Raw genomic sequence first — 19,630 nt, forward strand, 5'->3', positions numbered from 1 at the left:
CGACAAGTTGTCCCAAACTTGAGGGCAGGTTACCTACGTATTACTCACCCGTGCGCCGCTATACTCGCTCCCCGAAGGGAACTTTCCCGCGCGACTTGCATGTGTTAGGCACGCCGCCAGCGTTCGTTCTGAGCCAGGATCAAACTCTCCAATAAAAGTGTGGATCCGATGGGCAAGCCCACCGGTTCGCTTGCATTGGAGCCTGGCTTCCTCTCGGAAGCCTTCTTTGTTGAAGCAGACCTCGCAAGACTGGCACGCTCTATTTAGTTTTCAAAGAACATCGCAGGGACAGAACGGCCTTCCGACCGTCCGGACGGCCTCGGGACTATGTCGTCCGAGTTACCGATCCCGTGCGAAGCGCGGAGAATACTAGCAGTGATTCAGACCGACGCAAGAGGTCAACTCAATTTTTTTTGCCCGGACCGATCGAAGCCTAAATTGTTGCAAAGACAGGAGTTACAGACCTCATTTCGTCGACTTCCGCGCCTCCTTCAGCATCTCCTGGACTTCGGCCTTGTCCGCCGCGTTGGGGCTCACTTTCAGGTAGGTCTCCAGGAAGGTGATCGCCCCTTTCATGTCGCCCTTTCGCAGCAAGGTGAACCCGAGCTCGCGGTTTCCCTCGGGGAAGTCGGGGTCGACCTCCAGGGACTTGCGATAGGCCATCTCCGCCTTGTCCTCGTCGCCCCGATTCGAGTAGTTCGCGCCGATGTTGAACCACCGCTTGGGATCGGGCTTGGCGACGCTCTCCAGCTGCTTGAGGATCGCCTCCGCGTCCGCCTCGCGCCCGAGGTCGGTGTACAGCGACACCAACTCCAGGTATGCGCCCGCATCGGACGGGGCCAGGGCCACCGCTTGCTCGAAGGCCTTTGCAGCCTCTTCTTTGCGACCCAGGTCCAGCAGGATGATCCCGAGGTTGACGAACGGTGCAGCCTCCCCCGGCGACAGGTCGGCCTCCTCCCGGAGCAGCGTCACGGCCCGCTCCTTGTCCCCGGACTCGTAACTTGCCGTGGCCAGTTGCGCGCGGACACCCGGCTGAGCGGGATTCAATTCGAGCGCCCGCTCCAGGTGGACCTTCGCTTCGGCGGCGCGCCCGACTTGGAGGGTGCACACGCCGAGCAGGTAGAGCGCCGCAGGATCGTCCGGGTTGGCCTCGAGGAAGTTCTTCAGCATCCCTTCGGCTTCCGCATGTCGGCTTTCACGGATCGCCCGGCTCGCTTCGCCGAGCATGTCCGGCCCGCCCGCGGCGGGGACTCCTCCCCCGCTCGCGACCGGAACCCCGAGGATCGCAGTGAATTGCACGGTGGAGGAAGGCTCGATGCCCATTTCCTCGGTCGTTCGACCGTCTGAGACGGCCACATCCGCGTCGAACGTGACGTCCTTGCGGATGTTCTTCACCACGACGTGGAGGGCACCGAGCTTCAGGTCGCCCTTCGTCACGGCGAGTCGATAAGGACCGGGATTGAGGAACGGGATCTTGAATCGCCCGTCCTTCTTCGTCTTGATCGACTTCGTGCCCCCTCGCTCGGGCGCGGTGATCGCTGAGACCTCAGCCTCCGCAACGGGCGTACCGTCCGCGGTCGCGACGGTGCCCTCGAACGTGACGGCTCCCGGTCGCTGAGCCCGGGCCGATAAAGGCATCGCCACCGCGGCGACGAAACCCAACGCTATTCCCATGCCTCGCATTGCGGTCATTCCGGACCTCCCTCGCTTGGATCGGCCATTATAGGAATCTCGACAGATCCGCCTCTCGGGAACGGTCACGGGCCTGGCGCGCGGGGCACGGTTAGAATGGCCCTTCGGGAGTGCTCATGTCGCGACGGCTTCGACAACACGTGGTTGCCATGATGCTCGCCCTCACGGGCCCGGCCTTGGCGATCGAACGCGCCTCGGAACCTGCCGCTCCCGCTTCACCCATCGATACGGGCTACGAGGAGCGCGTAACCGTTCAGCTCGTGCAGATCAACTTCATCGCGGTGGACAAATCCGGCCGGCCGGTCGTCGACTTGAAGCCCGAAGAGATCGAGATCATCCACGGGCGTGAGAGGCAGACGGTCGCCTTCCTGCAGCCCTATTATCAGCCGCTCGCCGAAGAGGCGCCGTACGAATCAGCACCCCAGGGGGCCGGCGGGCGCCCCGAACCGACGCCGGCGCAGGGAACCGCTCCGACGCTGCGGCCAGACACGACCACGCGGCGCTGGTTCCTGCTCGTCTTCGACAACTACCTGACCTCACCACGAACCCGGCTCGAGTCGATCGAGGCCGCGCGGTCATTCGTGTCGCAGAAGCTGGGCCCGCTCGACCGCGTGGGTATCGCTGTTTTCGACGGCACCTTGCAGGTTCTCCAGAACTACACTTCGGACCAATCGAAATTGCTCGGCGCGTTGACCCGAGCGTTGCAGTTCACCGAGCACGCGGCGGAAGATCGGTCCCGCGCGGTGAAGGGCCTCGTGGATTCCATGGAACATTGCGCGACGGCGGTCGATGCGCCGTCGCGTCCGCTGTGCGCGCAGCGCATTGTCGACGACTACGAGAACACGCGCGTTCGGGAAGCGGACGCCCTCGCGACGGCGGTCGTGACCCTCTTGCGATCGTCGCGCGCGATTCCCGACCCGAAGGCGGTGATCCTGTTCTCCGAGGGTTTCCCCCAGGATCCGGGCCAGGACGCCCGCGACGCGGCCGAGGCTGCGATGGGCTCCGAAGTGTCCCGGTACGTGTCGTCGCGCAATCGCCACACGATGCGTGAGAAGATCGACGCCATCGTCGTCGCGGCTGCGGAAACCAAGGCCTCCTTCTTCACGATCAATCCTGGGGGTGCGTCCCGGCTTACCACGATCAGCGCGGCGAACGGGCGTTTCGCGGACAACCGCACCAACGTCATTCAGGTCGACCCGTACCGAACCGCGGAGTTGAACGCGCAGAATTCGCTTTCGGACGTCGCCACACGCACGGGCGGTGTGGCGCTTCAGGGCGCGGACGTCAGACGCGAGTTGGAGCGGATCGACGCGCTGTCGCCCGCCCTTTACACGGTCGGCTACTACCCTACGTTGAAGGCGCTGCTGGACGACCGTCGGGAAGCGAGGATCCGGATCCTCCGGAAGGGCGTTCGGGCCGAATACCGGCGTGAGGCCGGCCCCCTGCGCGACGCGCCGCCGCTTGTCGGCTCCCTCGAGGTCGAGCCGGAATCCTGCGGTGCGGACGGCCGGCGAAACGTCGTCGTCCGGCTTCGCCTGGATCGATCGAGCCTCACCTTCAGTCGGCAGAAGAAGAGCGTAACGGCCAACTTCTCCGTCTACACGCGATTCGTTCCCGCCGGTCGCGTCGTCGCGACCTCGGACGACTATCGCTTCTTCAATATCAGCAACACCGGGGAGGAGCACGCCTCGGGCGAGATTCCGAACCCCGTGATCGAACAGCGCTTCGCCCTTCCCTGCGCGGCCGTGACGATCCACGTCACCGCGTCCGACGGGACCTCCGGGGCGATCGGCGACTTCTCGGGATCCGTAGGGCCTTGAGCAAGGGCATACGGCCGGGCCTCGCCGCCGCCCTGACGGCGCTTTGCGTCGTCGCCGCCTGCCGGCCCGCCGAGACCGAACACGCCCGGCACGTGATCCTGGTGACGCTGGACACCGTCCGCGCGGATCGAATCGGTTGTTACGGGAGGCCCTCCGCGGGGACGCCCTGGCTCGACGGCCTCGCAGCGCGCGGGATGCGGGTGGAGCGCGCCTACGCCCCAGCGCCGATCACGCTCCCGTCGCACGTCTCGCTGCTCAGCGGACTGATTCCCCCCCACACGGGGGTGCACGACAACGGCGACACGAAGACCGTTCCGGGCGTCCGGATGCTCGCCGAACGCCTGTCGGAAGCGGGGTTCTTCACCGCGGCCGCCGTCGGCGGATTCCCGGTAGCCTCGCGTTTCCCCGTCGCGAGAGGCTTCCAGCAATTCGACGACCGGTTCGTGGACGCGAGGAATCCCGCGGGGCTCGAACGGGATGCCGGGGAAGTCGTCCGTGCGGCCATCAGGGCGGCGTCGGGTCGCGGCGGTCGCCGCTTGTTCCTCTGGGTCCACCTGTTCGACGCACACGACCCCTACGAACCTCCGGATCCCTGGCGATCGCGATACAAGGAGGATCCGTACCAGGGAGAGATCGCGAGGGTCGATGCCGCCCTGGCCGATCTCGAGAGCGGACTGCGGCCCGTGCTCGGGGCCGAGCCCACGCTCTGGGTGGTGGTGTCCGACCACGGCGAGGGTCTGGGGGAACACGGTGAGGAAACCCACGGCTTCTTTCTCTACGAACCGACCGTCCGTGTCCCGCTGCTCCTCGCCGGGCCGGGAGTCGAAGCCGGCCGCGTAATCCCGGGACCGGTCGGCACCGTCGACGTGACCCCAACCATCCTCGACCGAGTTGGCGTCCCGGTCCCTCCAGGGCTCGACGGACGCCCCGTAACCGCGTCCGGCTCCGGTCGACCCATCGCGATCGAAACGCTGCTGCCGGCCCGGCATTACGGATGGAGTGCGCTCCATTCCGCGGTGGACGGGCGCAAGAAGTACATCGAGGCGCCTCGAGCGGAGTTCTACGACGTCGTGGACGATCCGCAGGAGGCCCACAACCGCCTCGGCGAGTGGAACGAGGAAGCCGAGGAGCTGGCGGGCTGGCTTCGGGAGTTGCGCGGATCGGGGCGCGACGCTTCCGCCGCGTCGCCGGACCCTCGCTTGGCGAGCCTCGGGTACGTGGGTTCCGGGGCGAGCAAGCCTCGAAACGGAGCGCCCGCGGATCCCAAGGACATGCTCGCGATCTACCGCGACTTCCAACGTGTAGGCAGGCTCCTGGAGTCAGGCCGTCCCCAAGACGCCCTCCCCGTCCTCGATCGGCTGACCCGGGCCGGTGAGACCGACGGAATCCGATTCCAGCGGGCGCGGGCGCTCCGCATGCTCGGGCGCCTCTCGGAGGCCTCGGAGGAGCTCGCTCAGCTCGAGGGCTTTCCCGGCGCCTCGCTGGAACGAGCACGGATCGCTGCGGCCATGGGGGACGGCCCCCGGACCCTTCGCGAGGCGAACAAGCATCTCCTGGAGGCACCGAGTGACGCCGAAGGCCTCCTCTTCCGGGGAGCGGGGCGGGAGATGACCGGAGACCCCGGGGCGGCCGAGGCGGACTACCGCGCCGCTCTGGAGGTGAACCCGGCGTTCGGCGCGGCCTCCCTCCGCCTCATCCGGCTGGTCGTGCTCGCCGGCAGGGTCGAGGAGGCACGTTCGCTGCTTCGGCTGCACCTCACCCGTCATCCCGACGATACACTCGCTCGGAACCTGCTCGCGGAGCTGTAGCCCGCCTGCCGCCGGCAGGCCTTTCTCGAGGAGGCCCCATGCGCTCCTTGCCCACGGCCCTCGCACTTTTCGTTGTGGTGGCTCGGGCAACCCCGGCAGCGCCCGCCGCGGTTCCGGCCGCCGAAAGACCGACCGAACGCAACCTCGTCGAGCGCGTAACCGTCAGGCTGATCCAGCTCAACTTCGTGGCCGTCGAAGACGACGGTCGGCCGGTGACCGACCTCCGCGCAGAGGAGGTCGAGTTGCGCATCGACGGCGTCCGCACGCCGCTCGCCTTCCTGCAGGGCCAATCGCCTTCGCCGGTGACCCCGGAGCCGCGGCCAGGAGGTCTTGCCAATCCCGAAGCTACGCCCCCACTCGACACCCGGAGGACGCCGGGCGGCGTGCCCACCGATGCCGACCGCGGGCGGTGGATCGTCTTCCTGTTCGACCACGTCCAGGCCTCGCCGCGGACGCGGGTCGAGTCCCTTCTCGCCGCGGAGTCGTTCCTGATGCAACGCCTTCGCCCCGCCGATCGCGTTGCGATCGCGGTCTTCGACTCCCGCCTGCGCTTTGTCCAGAATTTCACCCGCGATCGGTCGAGCCTGCTCGCCACGATCGAGGGACTCCGGGCGGGAACGCCGCGCGCGTCGGCCGAACGCGCGCGTGCCATCGACCAGCTGATCCTCGAGCTCCAAAACTGCCGCGACCGTGGCGCGAGCGCGACGGAGCAGTGCGCGAATCGGGTGGTTACGTCGTACGCGGACGACCGGGTTCGCGAGCTCGATGCCTTCGCCTCCGCGCTTCGCTGGGTCCTGTACGCCGTGGCAGGCGTCCCGGAGGCGAAGACCGTCGTGGTCTTCAGCGAGGGGGTCTCCCGAGATCCGTCGCGGGACGGCACGGATGCCGCGGCTGCGGTGCTCGGCATCGGAACGAGTCGCACCGGCGGTGCGGCATCGCGATTCGAAACCGAGGAGCGATTCGACGAGGTCGCCGAGGCTGCGTCGCTCGCGAAGGCCGCCGTCTTCACCATCAATCCGGGCGGAGCCCCGCGGATGACCTCCCTCAGCGCGGCACGCCCCGGCACCGAGGCCGGAGCCGGCAACGCGCTCCAGATCGACCCGTGGCGCTCGGCGGAGCGAAACGCGCAGCAGTCGCTGCAGGAGATCTCCTGGCGCACCGGGGGGATCGCCGCGCAAGGTGCCGATGTGCTTGCCGAGCTCGAGCGGATCGACGCCGTGTCGGCGGCGCTTTACACGCTCGGGTACTACGCGTCCGACGGAGAGCCCGCGGAACGCAAGGTCAAGATCCGCGTCCTTCGCAAGGACGTGAAGGCCGAATTCCAGCGGGATATCCCTCCCCCGCCTCCCGACCGGGCCCCGATCGCAGGGCAGTTCGTGCTGGAGTCCGGCGCCTGCGACGAAGCGGGCCGAAGACCCGTCACCTTGCGCCTTCGCCTCGACCGATCGAGCCTCGCCTTCACGCGCCTCGCCGGCAAGTTCGTCGCGAACTTCTCCATGTTCCTTCGCATCGCCCCGGGCGCGGGGGGGCCCCCGGACTTCGAGGACTTCCGGACGCTGAGTGTCTCGAGCCCCGTGCGCGAGCACGAGTCCGGCCGACCGGCGGATCCCACCGTGGAGCAACGACTGACGCTGCCCTGCCGAGCCTACACCGCGATCCTCACCGTCACGGATGCGGGTAGCGGATCCCGGCGGGAATTCGTGGAGTCGATCGCCGAGTGAGGCCGACAAAAAGAAGAGGGGGCCCGGTCGGGCCCCCTCTTCGCGGCCAAGGCCGTTCCGACGTTACCAGGTCAACGCAAAATTCAGGCGGTAAGCCCGAGGCGTCTGCAAGTTGGTGCCCGCCGTGCCGTAGGCGGTCGGGAAGCCCAGCGTGTAGTTCGTGCGACGCTGGGCGGCCGACCCAGGAGCCTCGAACCAGGTCGAGCTCACGACCAGGGTGTTCTGCTCGTTCGTGACGTTGAAACACTCGAACATCGCCTCGAAGTTCGTGTTCTTGCTGAACTTGAACCGATACTTCGCGGAAAGGTCGAGGTTCCAGGCGTTGGGTTCGCGGCCCGTGGAGCCGCGCGGGTCGGTGAAGTGCTGCACGGTAGCGACCTGATCGCCGGTCAGCGCATTGGCACAGGGTGCGCTGGCGAGACACTCGGTCCCGAGCGGCAGGTCCTGAGTGCCGTTGTATCCCGGTCCGACGATCTGGCTGTACGTGCGGTTACGCGCCCACGGGTTGCCCGCCCGGAAGTCGAAGATCGACCCGACCGAGAGGCCGTGCCTCGCGCTCTTGAGGGGAATCTCGTAGCTCGCCTGGAACTTCACGGCGTGCTTCACGTCGAACGACAGCAGTCCGTACCGATTCTGGGTGGCGTCGGGAACGTCATAGGCGCCGAACGAGTCGAACCCGTTCTCCGTCTCGACGTTGCCCTCGGTCTTGGACCAGACGTAGTTCGCGCGCAGTTCCCAGTTGTTGGCGAAGCGCTTGTCGGCGGTCAGGATGACCCCCTCGTAGGAGCGCTTGGCGTCCTCATTGATCCCCAGGGTCTGGATCTGCCGGGAGGTGACGACGTCGGGCGGCGTGAACACGTAGTCGAAGTCGAACGTCTGCGTGATGATGTTGTCCCAGTCGCGCTTGACGTACTTCGCGCCGACACCGAAGGTCGGATTGAACTGGAACTCGTACCCCAAAGTGTATTCGTCGATCGACTGGGGCTGGATGCCCGGCTCGAAGAGGTTCGATCCCGGATCGGGACGGACCTCGAAGAGCGTCTGCCAGCCGGTCGGGCTTCCCGAGGGTCCGGGAGGATTCGGGAAGTTGGCATTGAACAGGAAGTTGTACGACGACTGGCCGCCCGCGCCGCGCACGAACGGCGATAGCGTCGTGATGTTGACGCCCGCGAGGTAGCGGGACGCGGTCGCCTTGACGAGGTGTTTGCCCTGGCCGGTGACGTCCCACGCGACGCCCAGGCGCGGCGCGAAGCCGTCGTCCTTGATGATCTTCTCTCCGACGTCGTTGCGGTTGTCGGACTTCTCCCAGCGCAACCCGAGGTTGAACGCGAGGTTCTCGTTCAGCTGCCACTCGTCGTTGACGTAGAGGGCGGTGAACTTGTTGATCGGGATCGCGGTGTTCGGCTCCGCGTAGTCGATCATGTAGAAGAACGCGCGGTTCGCCGGATCGTCCGGATCGGCGAGCGCGTCCAGGCGGTAGAAATACGTGAGCGAGTTCCCCTGGATGATCGACGCGCCGACCCGGTCCTGTTCCTTGTAATCCGCGCCGATCTTGATCGTGTGGCTCCCGATGGAGTCGGTGTCCAGGAACTTCGTGGCCTGCAGTTCCCACTGCTCGCGGCGCCGATCCTCGGGGGTCTCGTCGAAGATGTTGGCGTCGTAGGTGTCGTTCGGGATGGCGCCGAACGGATCGTACGGACCTTCGATCGCGGGACCGTTGCCGGCCGCAGGACCGGAGCCGAGCGCCTCGTCGAAGATGAACTGCGGTTTCGACGGGATCGGAGTGAGCGGCTGGATCTTGAAGGAGTTCTTGAACCGCGTGTACTTGAAGTCGGTGGTCAGGGTCGGGGACCAGTTCGCCGTCCAGTTCAGGATGTACGAGAAGCCGCCCTGGCCCTGGAGGTCGACCGTATAGCTGTCGTAGCAATCCCCGCCGAAGAACAGCTGGCCGTAGCAACGCGTCGTGCGGGCCGGATCCTCGAAGAAGCTGTACTGGAAGCGATGGTTGTTCGTCGCCTGCCAGGTCAGCTTCAGGGACGGGATGTCCCCGTCGAAGAAGTTGATGTAGGTCCCGTTCCCCGACGTTCCGCCGGTCGGGTTGCCGAGCACGGCGTTCGCGCGGTTGTCGATACGGTCGTAGCTCATGAAGAACCAGGCCGTGTCGACGACGATGGGCCCGCCGAGCGTCAGGCTCATGCGGTTCGTTTCCTTGTCGGCCCCCGGGTCGTAGGTCGTTCTCCGGGCCGGCCGGTTGTAGGTGAACCCGAGCCCCTGCCCGGCGGTCACCGGCGCGGCGAACTCTCCTTCGGACGCGGGAGAATAGAGCCGGGTCCAGCGCGGGGCGCTGATCACGTCGCGGAACGAGCCCGTGAACTCGTTGCCCCCCGACTTGATGGTGACGCTCGTCAGGCCACCCTGGAACTCGCCGTATTCCGCCGAGACGCCGGTCAGCTTGATCTCGACCGACTCGATCGCGTCGAAGTTCACGTTGGAGCCGAACGTCCCCGTGACCGGGTCGCGCGTCGAGACGCCGTCGACCAGGTACTGATTGGAGCTCGAAGTACCGCCGAGGACGTTCGGGTTCGAACCGCCGGTCACGCCGGGGGCGAACTGAACGAGCGACTGGTAGCTGCGTCCGGCGGGCAGGCTGTCGGTGAAGGCCTTGTCGTAGTTCCCCGCCGACTCCGTCGCCGTCTTGTCGACGACCGGACGGGTCGCGGTGACCGTGACCGTCTCGGACAGCTCGCCTTCCTTGAGCACGACGGGAAGCTGAGTCGTCCGGTCCTTCTGGATGTCGGTCTCGATCGACAGGGTGATGTACCCCTGAAGCTGGGCGACGACGGTGAACTTGCCCTGCGGAAGATCGGGAACGAAGAAATTGCCTTCCGCGTCGGTGATGCGCACCACGTCGCGGATCAGCTCGGGGGAGCGCACCTGGATGGTGACGCCGACGAGGGGTTCGCCCTTTTCATCGGCCACCTTGCCACGGAGCGTTCCGTAGAGGGTGGAGCCGGCCAGCACCTCCCCGCCCGCAAGCCACATCAGCGGCAGGGCGAGAAGCGCGCCGACCAGGAGTCTCGAGAAGCGTCGCATGGTCATGCCTCCTGAGCAGGTCTTTCGCGTTGCGTCCGGGTCAGAATTTCGCCGTCGCACTGACGTACAGGCGGCGCGAGGTGCTCTTTCCGAACAGCGGCTCTTCGTTGCCGATCGCCGTGCCCGGGAACAGCTGGGCGAAGCAGAAGTCCAGGGTCAGGTTGTTGCCGTACGCGTAGCGCGCGGCGACGCCGAACTCCTGGCCGAGGTTCTTGTTGGTGGCGGTCGGGCTGATCTCCGTGTTGCGCATCATGCGTTGCGCCACGCCCATCAGGGTGATCCCGTTCGTGATCTCGGCCTCGAAGCCGACCTGGATCGCGCGGAGGCCCGGCGCGCCGCCGATGTAGGTGCGGCCCCACGTGCCGTTCCAGAAGTCGAGCATGCCGTAACGGTTGTGGAAGTCCTGCGCGAGCGGGTTGAAGGTCTCGACGTCCGCGCTCGCCGGGTCGTCGCCCGAGAAGTCGGCGTACAGCCCGTAGACCTTCGACGTCCGGCCGTTGCGCTCCCAGCGCCAGCCGAGCGAGGCCTCGAACGCGTCGGCATTCGCGTCCTGGAGGAGCAGCGTGTTCTCGTCCACGGTGCGACCGTCCTGGATCGCGGCGTTGGCCTTCGCGAAGAAGCCGGTCGCCGGGTTGTAGGCGTACCGGCCGGTGTAGGTGAAACGCTTGTCGATGAACGACGGACCGCCGATGGACTCCAGCGAGGTGTGGTTGAAGTTGTAGAGGACGCCGAGATCGACCTCGACGTTCTCGCCGAACTTCATCGACTGGTACAGGACGTAGAAGTCCCAGTCGCCGGTGTTGTCCTCGGAGGCGGAGACATCGGTGAGCAGCTCGGGATTGTCGAAGTCGGCCACCTTCGCCCAGACGAGCGAGAGGGCGCCCCAACGATTGCCGATGTCCGCGCGCGCGGCGTCCCACGACAGGCCGCCGTAGAAGTCGTTGTCGCCCGCGAGCCATTCGTCGCCGAGCACGACCTCCTGGCGCCCGAGCCGAAGGTCGAGTTTCTCGCCGAAGACCTGCTTCGCCTCGATGTACGCTCGGTACAGGCTCAGTTTCCCGAAGGTGAAGTCCAGCGTCGATCCACCCTTCACCGGCGTGTAGTCCTCGCCGGCGGCCCCGAGACCCTGCACGTCGAAGAGGACGTTGACGTCCCGATCGAGTGAGATCTGGGTCCCGATGTTCGCGCGGTACCCGATGTACCCGATCTTGTCGTCCCTGCCGAGGAACGAGTCGCTCAGGTTGTCGTTGTACTCCGGCCGAACGCGCAGGCTGCCGAACCAGTCCCACTTCGCGGTCGAGCCGTCGCCCTCCTCAGCGCTGAACGCCGGCATGACGCCCAACGCCATGACGCCGAGCGCCGCCAGAACCTTCCACCGTCTCATCGTGCAGGTCCTCCTTCGCTATCGTTGAGACCTATCGCCTTCACCGTCCCGCCGCTTCGCCCCTCTCGGCGGCGGCAGGCGCACACGAATCGAGCTCTCCCGGTATCCCCTTCGAACTCAACCCCCGGGCGTAACTCACCGAACGTGGTCCGAAAGCAATCCCCGTACCCCGGGAACGACTTCTGTAAGTCATTCGTTTGCATGACTTTACAATTCGCACTTCGGCTGCGCCGGACCTCCGTCCGGCCGCTTTTTTGAAGGCGTCCAAACTCTTGAATCAACGGGACGGCAGCCGTGGGAGGAGTGGAGCGAGCTTGGGGTCCGCCTCGGCGGCGCGCCGTATCGCCGGGTCCGCGCTCAGTGCCAGCGCCCGGGCGAGGTACTCGAGCGAGGTCGCCTCGCGACCGGCTTCCGCCGCGACGCTGGCCAGGGCGAGCGCGGTACCGGGGCTGTCCGGAGCCAGCTCCCAGGACCGCTCGAGATCCCGGGTGGCCTCGGCGAGCCTTCCCTCCGCCGCGCTCCGGACCCCGCGGACGAAGCAGGCTCGCGCGAGCCATCGGCCGACCGACCTCCCCTCGCCGAAGCGGGCCAGGGCCTGCTCGAGCCGCTCCACCTGGCCCTCCAGCACGCCGGCCTCCTCGGCGCTCGCGGCGGCGAACGTCGCGATCGCGGGATGCGCCCCGGCACTCCACATCCGGTCGGCCTCGCGCAGCGCCAAGTCCGGGCGTCCGGCGGCACGGAGGAAGATCCCGAGATTCAACTCCGGGAAGAGCCGGCGGGCGCTGCCGGGCAACGATCCCCGAACGGGACCGACCCGCGACGCCAGCTCGGCCTGCGTGCGGTCGAGGCTCACGCGCCCCGCCGGGGTCGTCCCCTCCTCGCGCACCCAGACCGCGGCCGCGCGATCGACGTGGACGAGCACCCACGCCGAACTCGCCGCGAGCCGCGCGACGAGTCCGGGGGTCTCCATCGCCGCGTGATCCAGGATCGCGATCCGCACGCCGTATCGGGCGTGGAGGGACTCGGGATCGACGCGGCCCGCCATGACCTGCTCGCGATACTCCTTCAGGAACGATACGGGGTACATCGACGTGTTGTCGGCGATGAAGACGCCCCCGGGCGGGCGGAGCTCGCGCAGGAGCCACCCACTCGTGTCGAAGTTGTTGAGCACCGTACCCGCGGGTCGCGCGCGCGCGACGTACGCCGTCGCCTCGACCGGGAATCGGCCGGCGTCCCATCCCCAGCCGGTCCATCCCGGTGCGCGATAGGTCCCCGGAGGCAGGTGATCGGCGAGTCGCGCCCACGCGACGAAGAGCACGACTCCCGCCGCGACGAACGCGCTCGCTTCACGACGGCGGAAGAGGCGCTCCCACGCCCCCTGGATGGAGGGAAGCGCAAGCATGGCGGCGACCGGCGGCACCAGGGCGAGGTTGCGGATCATCGGGATCGCGAGGATCGAGAACCCGACGAAGGCGATCGGTTCCAGCCGACGCCCCTCGCGCCAGGCGGACGGCGCCTCGACCGCGGCGGCGACGGCCACGGCGATCGCGAGGCGGTAGGGCCATCCACGCGCCGCGTCCGTCGGAAGCACGCACCAGGCCACCGCAAGGACGAAGCCCACCGCGCCGCGAACCGGAGGGGAGGAGCCGCCGCGCCGGAGGGCGAACACGAACCCGAGCACCACCGCGATTCCCAGCACTGCCCACGTGGCCGGTCCGGCGCCACGAAACAGCTCGGTCGTCGGAACGAACTCGGTCAGCGCCCCCCGAAGCACGGGCTCCCGACGCAGCAGCGCGAGTTGCTCGACCGGCCACGCCAGCGCGCGGAATCCCTGCGGGTGCGTCAGGCACGCCACGGCCGCGGACGCCATCACCAGCGCACCCCGGCGGAGGGAAGTCGCGCGACCCGCTTCGCCGATGGCGCCGCGGCGGTCCCCCGCGAGACCCGCGGCAAGCCCCGCGGCGGCGACGAGCATGCCGTTGACGAAGTAGCCGTGGAAGTGGATCCAGAGCCCGATCGCGGCGGGCAAGGCCCAGCGAAGGGTCCTCCACGGGATCGCCCCGCCGACCGCGACGAGCGTGAAGGCGAGAAACACGTGGGAGAGGGTGTCGGGGCGAGGCTCGAGACGGTAGGCGTTCGCGACGAGGACGATCGACGTGCCCACGAGCGCGGGACCCGGCCGGGCTCCCCCTCGCCGGAGCAGCGCCATCCAGGCGGCCGCGACGAGCGCGCACAGGCCGATCTGGTACGCCATGAGCGCGTGTTCGCCGCCGGCGCGATCGACCGCCGCCACCAGGACCGAGGCCAGCCACTTGTCCTCGACGTAGCGGTAACCGGGAAACGGATGGACGAACGTCGAGACGCCGATGGGGGCTGCGCCGTCGAGGATGGCCCGGCCGACGGCGACCTGCTGCGGGAGGTCGGGATCGACGAGACGGTGCGCGCCGAACGCCGCGCCCAGGAGCAAGACGGCGACGAGGGCGACCCAACGGCTGCGGCGCGGGGCGGTCGCGGTCACGAGCCCGCGTCGAGCTCGCGCAGGAGCGCCTTCGCCTCCCCGGAGGTCGGGTCCTTCGCGAGCGCGAGGCGAAGCGCTTCGCGGGCCTCCGCGCGTCGTCCGGCGATCGCGAGCGCCCTCGCCCGCAGGATGTGCGAGGCCGCGTTTCCTCCCGTCGCCGTCACGAGCCGATCGAACAGCCCGATCGCATCCGCAAATCGCCGCTGGTACAGCCGGAGGTTCCCGAATCGCTCGAGCGCGCCGGGAAGCGACGGGTCGAGCTCGAGCGCCTTCGCGTACGATCGCTCCGCCGCGACGAGGTCCCGCCGCTCCTCGGCCGCGACGGCAAGCCCCACGCAGGCGCGCGCGCGGTCCGAAGGAACGTCGCCGAGCTCGTACGCCGCGCGGAACCAGCGCTCCGCCTCCGCCACCCGTCTATCCTGGATCAGGATCTGGGCGTAGAAGAGCGCGGTGCGGGGGTCGGACGCGTCGAGGGCGAGCGTGCGCTCGAGTCCGCGCAACGCCTCCTCGCGGCGGCCGGCCTTCACGTAAGCCTCGGCCAGGTAGGCATTCGCGGTTACGAGATCGGGAGCCAACTTCACGGCGCGCTGCAAGGGCACGATCGCCTCCGCGGCCCGCTGCATCTGAAGGAGGACGAGCCCCTCGCCGACCCACCCGAGCGTGAAGGTCGGCGCATCGCGCTGGAGCTCCCGGATGACGCGCAGCGCCTCCTCGCGTTTCCCGCGCGCGGCCAGGATCAAGGCCATGTTGTAGCGATTGAGCGGGACGGCGGCCTGTCCCTGCGTCGGCCCTCCCGCGGCGCGCTCCGCTCCCGGCGCTCCGCCGACGTAACCGAGGGCGCGCAGCTTCGCGATCGTCTCGTCCTCGCCGGGGATGTCCCCCGCCTCCCCCTTCGCGCGCTCTCCGGCGGTTTCGTAGTCCGGCACGGTGCGGATCGGCTCCGCGAGGGTCCCGGGGACGAACGCCGCGTCGATCGAGCGGCCGACGAGGTTCTCCGCGAGCGGCAGCCCCGCCAGCCGGGCGATCGTCGGAAAGACGTCGTAGACGCTCGCTTCGGGAATCTCTCCGGGTCCTTTCACCCCGCGACCCCAGGCGACGACGATCCCCTCCGCGCGGTGGCTGAGCGGCGCCTGGTTTCCATACCGGTTCTGCGTGGACAGGCGCGGCCGGCGCGGACCGACCTTGAAGCCGTGATCGCTCACGACGAGCACCGTCGTCTTCGCGGGGTCGACGGAGGCGAGGACATCACCCACGACGCGATCGGCCTCCGCGTAATACGCGTCCCACACCGGCCCGAACCGGGCGACCTCGGCGTCGCTCGCCCACGGAAGGCGCGGCGGCTGGTATTCGCCGAAGAGGTGGCCGACGGCGTCGGTTCCCTCGAGGTACACCGCCGCGATCGTGGGCCGGTACCTTCGGATCAGCTCCGGCGCCAGTCGACGGTAGAGCTCGGTCGTCCGGAGGATCCCCACGAAGGTCTCGAGCTTCTCCGGGTCGGGCGCGAGCGACCCGGGACCGAAGAAAGTCATCGCGTGCGCGTCTCCGATCGCGCGGTCGACCTCCCCCCGCGCGCGCTCGATCTCCGCCGCGACCTCGGGGGGGTGGGCGAGACCCGTCGTCGCGCGCGTGGCGCCGCCCGCGATCTGGTGCGACCCCGCGCGGTCGGAGACGAGGAACCCTCGGACCGGCTCCGCGGGCCAGCTCGCGTACCAACCGACGACGCCGACGGAGAGCCCCTGCTCGGTCGCCACGTTCCAGAAGGCGCGCACGCGCCGCTCGTCGGAGCGCACCGGCTCCTCGACGCCGTCGCGCTTGGTGAGGAACCCGACGATCCCGTGGTCCTCGGGGTGCCGCCCCGTCGCGATGCTCGTCCAGACGATCGGCGACAGGAGCGGATTCTCCGCGCGCAGAACACCCCAAGCTCCCTCGCGCCGCAGCCGCGAGAGGTTCGGAATTCTCCCGTCCCGCTCGAGACGATCGAGGATCTCCCAGTCCGCGCCGTCGAGGCCGACCACGAGCACCTTCGTATCGGGGCTGGGAGGGAGCGTGCCCGTGGAAGGGGTGGAACACGCGGGGAGGAAGAGCAGCAGAGCCGCGAGGGCGAGCCGGCGCATGACCGCCGCAGTATAGGCAAGAAAGAAAAAGGGGGAGGGATTGCTCCCTCCCCCTTCGCCGCTCACGCGGGTGTGGGACCGATCAGAAGGACCAGCGCGCGTTCAGGCGGACCTGCCGGGGGCCCTGGAACAGCACGGTCTGGCCGTAGTCCGGGTCGGGGATGCCGGCCTGGCGCTCGACCTGGTCGTTGACGCGGACCGCCTTCTGCGAGTTGAGCGCGTTGACGACGACGACGCCGAGCTGCAGGTCGCCCATCTTCAACTTGCGCGTCCAGTTGAGGAGGAGGTCGATGTTCATCGTCTTCGGCGTGCGGCCGAGATTGCCGCGACTGACCTTGGTGAAGTCGTAGAGGAAGAACCCGCTGAAGACGAGGGGATCCGACTGCTCGAGCTCGATCGGTCCGGTCGCCAGGCACAAGCCGTCCTGGCAGCCGACGACGTCCGCGCCGAGAAGCTCGAGATCGGCCTGCGTGGATTCCGACCACCACCCGTAGATCGGGTCGGTGCCGGGGATCTCACCGGCGTTCTGGTAGTTCGGGTGTGCGAGCATCGAGGTTCGGGGCGTCCCCGAGGCGTAGTTGAACGAGGCGCCCGCGGTCCATCCGTTCTCCCACTGATACGAGCCGTAGAGCTTGAGGGAGTGCGGGCGATCGGTGTTGAGCGGGCCGCTGCCGAACTGGGTCGACAGGAGCGGCGAGTTCGGGAAGTCGTACAGGGAGGAGATGTTCGGGTCGTCCTGCTGGTTGTCGTTGCGGTACAGGCCTTCATAGAAGCCCCGCAGCCGCGCGTACCGGTAGTTCGCGAAGAACAACCAGTTGTCCGAGAACCGCTTGTTCAGGACGAGCTCGATCGCCTGGTACTTGCGATCGGGAGCCGGGAACGTGGACGGCGTGTTCTCGCCGGGATTCGCCAGCACATACGCGCTGAACGCCTCGACGCCGTAGTCCGGGAACGGGTTGAAGGGGTACCCGTACCCGAGGCCGTAATAGAAGTTCTGGGTCGCCTCGACGGCGCTCAGCTGGATGTCCTCGAGAGCGCGTCCCTGCTCGCGGTAGATCCCGCGCACTTCGAGGGACAGGTCCTTCGAGAGCTCCTGCTGGTACCCGAGCACGATCTCATCGACGTACGGGAGCTTCGTTCCTTCGGTGAGGACGGAAGGATCGAGCCCCTGGAAGAAGATCGCGGAGTTCGGGTTGCCGAGGTGGTCGTTGAGGCCGGTGTAGTTGGGGATGTCGTATCCGCCGTAGCGGTAGAGGGAGAGGCCGATTTCGTTCGAGAGTGCGCGGATCGCGAGGTCGTTCGGGATCCGCTCGAAGTAACGGGAGGCGTTCGCGTAGATCTTGCTGCGGCCGTCCCCCGTGACATCGAAGGTCGCGCCGATGCGGGGCGAATACGCCCAGTCGAACTTGTAGTCCTGCGCGGTGTAGTCCGTCGAACCGGGGATGCGGGTCAGAGCTCCCGGGAACGCGGGGTCGAGCGCGACGCGCTGGAACGGAACCGTGTATTCGCCGGAACCCGCGATCTCCTGCTGGCTCGCGCGGAGGCCGAGCTTGAGGTTCCAGCGGGTGCCGATCGACCAGGTGTCCTGGATGAAGAAGTTCAGCTCCGTCGAGGTGGTCGGCGGAGGAAGCGGGCTGAAGCGCGCGCGGGTGACGCGGAAGTTGTTGTTCGCGCGACCGGTCACGAGGTAACCGGCCGTCGAGCGCAGGTTGATGTAGCAGTCGTCCCCGGCCGGGGCGACGGCGCAGTCCACGAGGCCGGCGCCCTGCGTGTTGTAGTCCTGGTCGCTGTTGACGTCGATCGGGATCTGGAAATCCCTCGGATCGCCGGGGTACTGCTGGTCCTCGGAGAACTCGAGGTCGTAGTAGTCGACGCCGAACTTGAGCTCGTGATTCGCGAGCGCCCAGGTGGCGATCGCCTTGACCTGAAGGCTCTTGTCTTCCTGGGGCGCGAGGAATCCCGCGCCGCCGTACCGCCAGACGGTCCCGGTGCCCGGGCTGTCCGGAGCGCACCCCGCGAGACCCAGGACGCAGCGCAGCTCGCGCTGGTCGGTGAGGGTCGGCTTGTTGAGGGCCAGCGTCTCGTCGAACTCGCCGGTCTTCTGCGAGACCTGCGCCTGGACGAAGAAGTTCGGGGCGAGCACGCCGTCGTATTTCAGCGAGAAGTTGTCCGCGCCGTAGCTGATTCGCGACTGGCCGCCCCCCTGGGCGTAGTCGAGGAAGGTCAGCGACGTGGAGTTGTTCACGTCCTGGGTCGTCCGCTGCGCGCCGTTGGCGCCGCGGGACGGGTCGCCGAAGCCGGTGAGCTCGACGCGGTGGTTCGGGTTCAGGTACCACGTCAGCTTCGCCGCCCAGTTGTTGCTCGTGCGCTCGCGCTCGATCGTCTGGCCGGCGGTCGCGAATTGGCGCGTGCCGACACCGGTCTGGTCGCCGGTCTGGGACAACGGGATCAGCTGGTCCTCGATCGTGAACGCTTCCTTGGTGGTGACCTGGTTGTAGGCGAGGAAGTAGAAGAGCTTGTCCTTGATGATCGGCCCGCCGACCGAAAGGTCGAGGTCGGTCGTCGACATGGAGTCCTGGTTGGACGCTCCGACGATGAGGTCGACCTGCTTGTAGGCGCTCATGAGCCCCTTGGGCTGCACGAAGACGCCGACCGCGCCGTCGATGTTGTTGTTCCCCGACTTCACGATCGTGTTGATCACGCCGCCGGTGGCCTGGCCGAACTCGGCGTCGATGGCGCCGGTCTTGACCTGGATCTCCTCGAGGAACGCGTACGTCACGCCGCTCCCCAGCGAGCCGTAGACGCCGCTGTAGGTTCCGAGGCCGCCGTACCCGCCGTTCGTGATGTTCACGCCGTCGACGAGGTAGGAGTTCTCGAGGCCGGTCGAGCCGGAGATCGAGTAGTTCCCCTGCCCGGTGCCGCCGCCGCTCTCGACGCCCGGCGCGAGCGCGAAGGTCTGCGAGAAGTTGCGACCCACGGGGATGAAGTCGACGTACTTGTCGACCGTGAACGTGCCCCCGATGGTCGTCGTCTTCGGATCGACCAGCGGCGCCTCGGCCGTGACCGTCACCGCCTCGACCTGCCCCGCCGTCAGCACGAACGGAACGGAGCGACGCTGCGTGACGCTGACCAGGATGTCCTTCTGCACGACCGTGCCGAAGCCCTGCTTCTCGACGCGCAGCTCGTACTCGCCGGGAGGCAGGTTGGCGAAGAGGTAGGTGCCCTGCGCGGTGGTCTGGATGCTGATCGGAGCGCGCGCGCCGCTGGCCGTGACCTTCACGCCGGCGATGGGCTGCCCGTTCACATCGGTGACCTTTCCCTCGATGGCTCCGGTCGTCGCCGTCGTCTGGGCGAAGACCGGCATGGCCATGAGGATCGCGCCGAGGGCGATCGCGGCGACCCTCAGCCAGAACTTCGAATTCATCCGGTTGCCTCCTCCTGAATGGTTCCGAACCCCGCGGACCCCGCCTCCCTCACGGA

9 protein-coding genes and 1 rRNA gene are annotated in these 19,630 nt (G+C 67.8%); 3 read left to right on the plus strand and 7 right to left on the minus strand.

Annotation, left to right across the window (positions count from 1 at the left end):
* Positions 1–155 (minus strand): 16S ribosomal RNA (locus tag VF139_09165); the annotation flags it as partial.
* Between the two features lie 310 nt (positions 156–465).
* Complete coding sequence (locus VF139_09170) at positions 466–1,692, minus strand: tetratricopeptide repeat protein (protein HEX6851564.1); 1,227 nt, start codon at positions 1,690–1,692, stop codon at positions 466–468.
* Positions 1,693–1,841: 149 nt separating this feature from the next.
* Here VF139_09170 and VF139_09175 point away from each other — a divergent pair, with 149 nt between their 5' ends.
* The 3 genes from VF139_09175 to VF139_09185 are packed head-to-tail and all read left to right on the plus strand — an operon-like array spanning position 1,842 to position 7,041.
* Positions 1,842–3,512: a VWA domain-containing protein gene (locus tag VF139_09175; GenBank protein ID HEX6851565.1), complete on the plus strand. Its 1,671-nt coding sequence runs from the start codon at positions 1,842–1,844 to the stop codon at positions 3,510–3,512.
* The gene (locus VF139_09180) at positions 3,509–5,320 is read left to right on the plus strand and encodes a sulfatase-like hydrolase/transferase (GenBank protein ID HEX6851566.1); all 1,812 of its coding nucleotides are present in this window, start codon (positions 3,509–3,511) and stop codon (positions 5,318–5,320) included. The genes VF139_09175 and VF139_09180 overlap by 4 nt, the downstream gene beginning before the upstream one ends.
* Positions 5,321–5,358: 38 nt before the next feature.
* On the plus strand, positions 5,359–7,041 hold the full coding sequence (locus tag VF139_09185) for a VWA domain-containing protein (GenBank protein ID HEX6851567.1): 1,683 nt from the start codon (positions 5,359–5,361) through the stop codon (positions 7,039–7,041).
* A 63-nt stretch (positions 7,042–7,104) separates the two neighbouring features.
* Here VF139_09185 and VF139_09190 read toward each other — a convergent pair whose 3' ends face one another.
* The 5 genes from VF139_09190 to VF139_09210 form a co-directional block, all read right to left on the minus strand.
* Positions 7,105–10,134 carry a TonB-dependent receptor gene (locus VF139_09190; protein HEX6851568.1) on the minus strand — a complete coding sequence of 1,010 codons (3,030 nt, stop codon included), beginning with the start codon at positions 10,132–10,134 and terminating at the stop codon, positions 7,105–7,107.
* A 40-nt stretch (positions 10,135–10,174) separates the two neighbouring features.
* Complete coding sequence (locus VF139_09195) at positions 10,175–11,518, minus strand: alginate export family protein (protein ID HEX6851569.1); 1,344 nt, start codon at positions 11,516–11,518, stop codon at positions 10,175–10,177.
* Between the two features lie 277 nt (positions 11,519–11,795).
* Positions 11,796–14,036 carry a hypothetical protein gene (locus VF139_09200; protein ID HEX6851570.1) on the minus strand — a complete coding sequence of 747 codons (2,241 nt, stop codon included), beginning with the start codon at positions 14,034–14,036 and terminating at the stop codon, positions 11,796–11,798.
* Positions 14,033–16,150, minus strand: a complete 2,118-nt coding sequence (locus tag VF139_09205) for an alkaline phosphatase family protein (protein HEX6851571.1) — start codon at positions 16,148–16,150, stop codon at positions 14,033–14,035. The genes VF139_09200 and VF139_09205 overlap by 4 nt, the downstream gene beginning before the upstream one ends.
* A gap of 82 nt (positions 16,151–16,232) precedes the next feature.
* Complete coding sequence (locus VF139_09210; GenBank protein ID HEX6851572.1) at positions 16,233–19,574, minus strand: TonB-dependent receptor; 3,342 nt, start codon at positions 19,572–19,574, stop codon at positions 16,233–16,235.
* Positions 19,575–19,630 lie beyond the last annotated feature (56 nt).

The organism is Candidatus Polarisedimenticolaceae bacterium (assembly GCA_036376135.1).
In the GTDB taxonomy this organism is placed as follows: Bacteria; Acidobacteriota; Polarisedimenticolia; order Polarisedimenticolales; family DASRJG01; genus DASVAW01.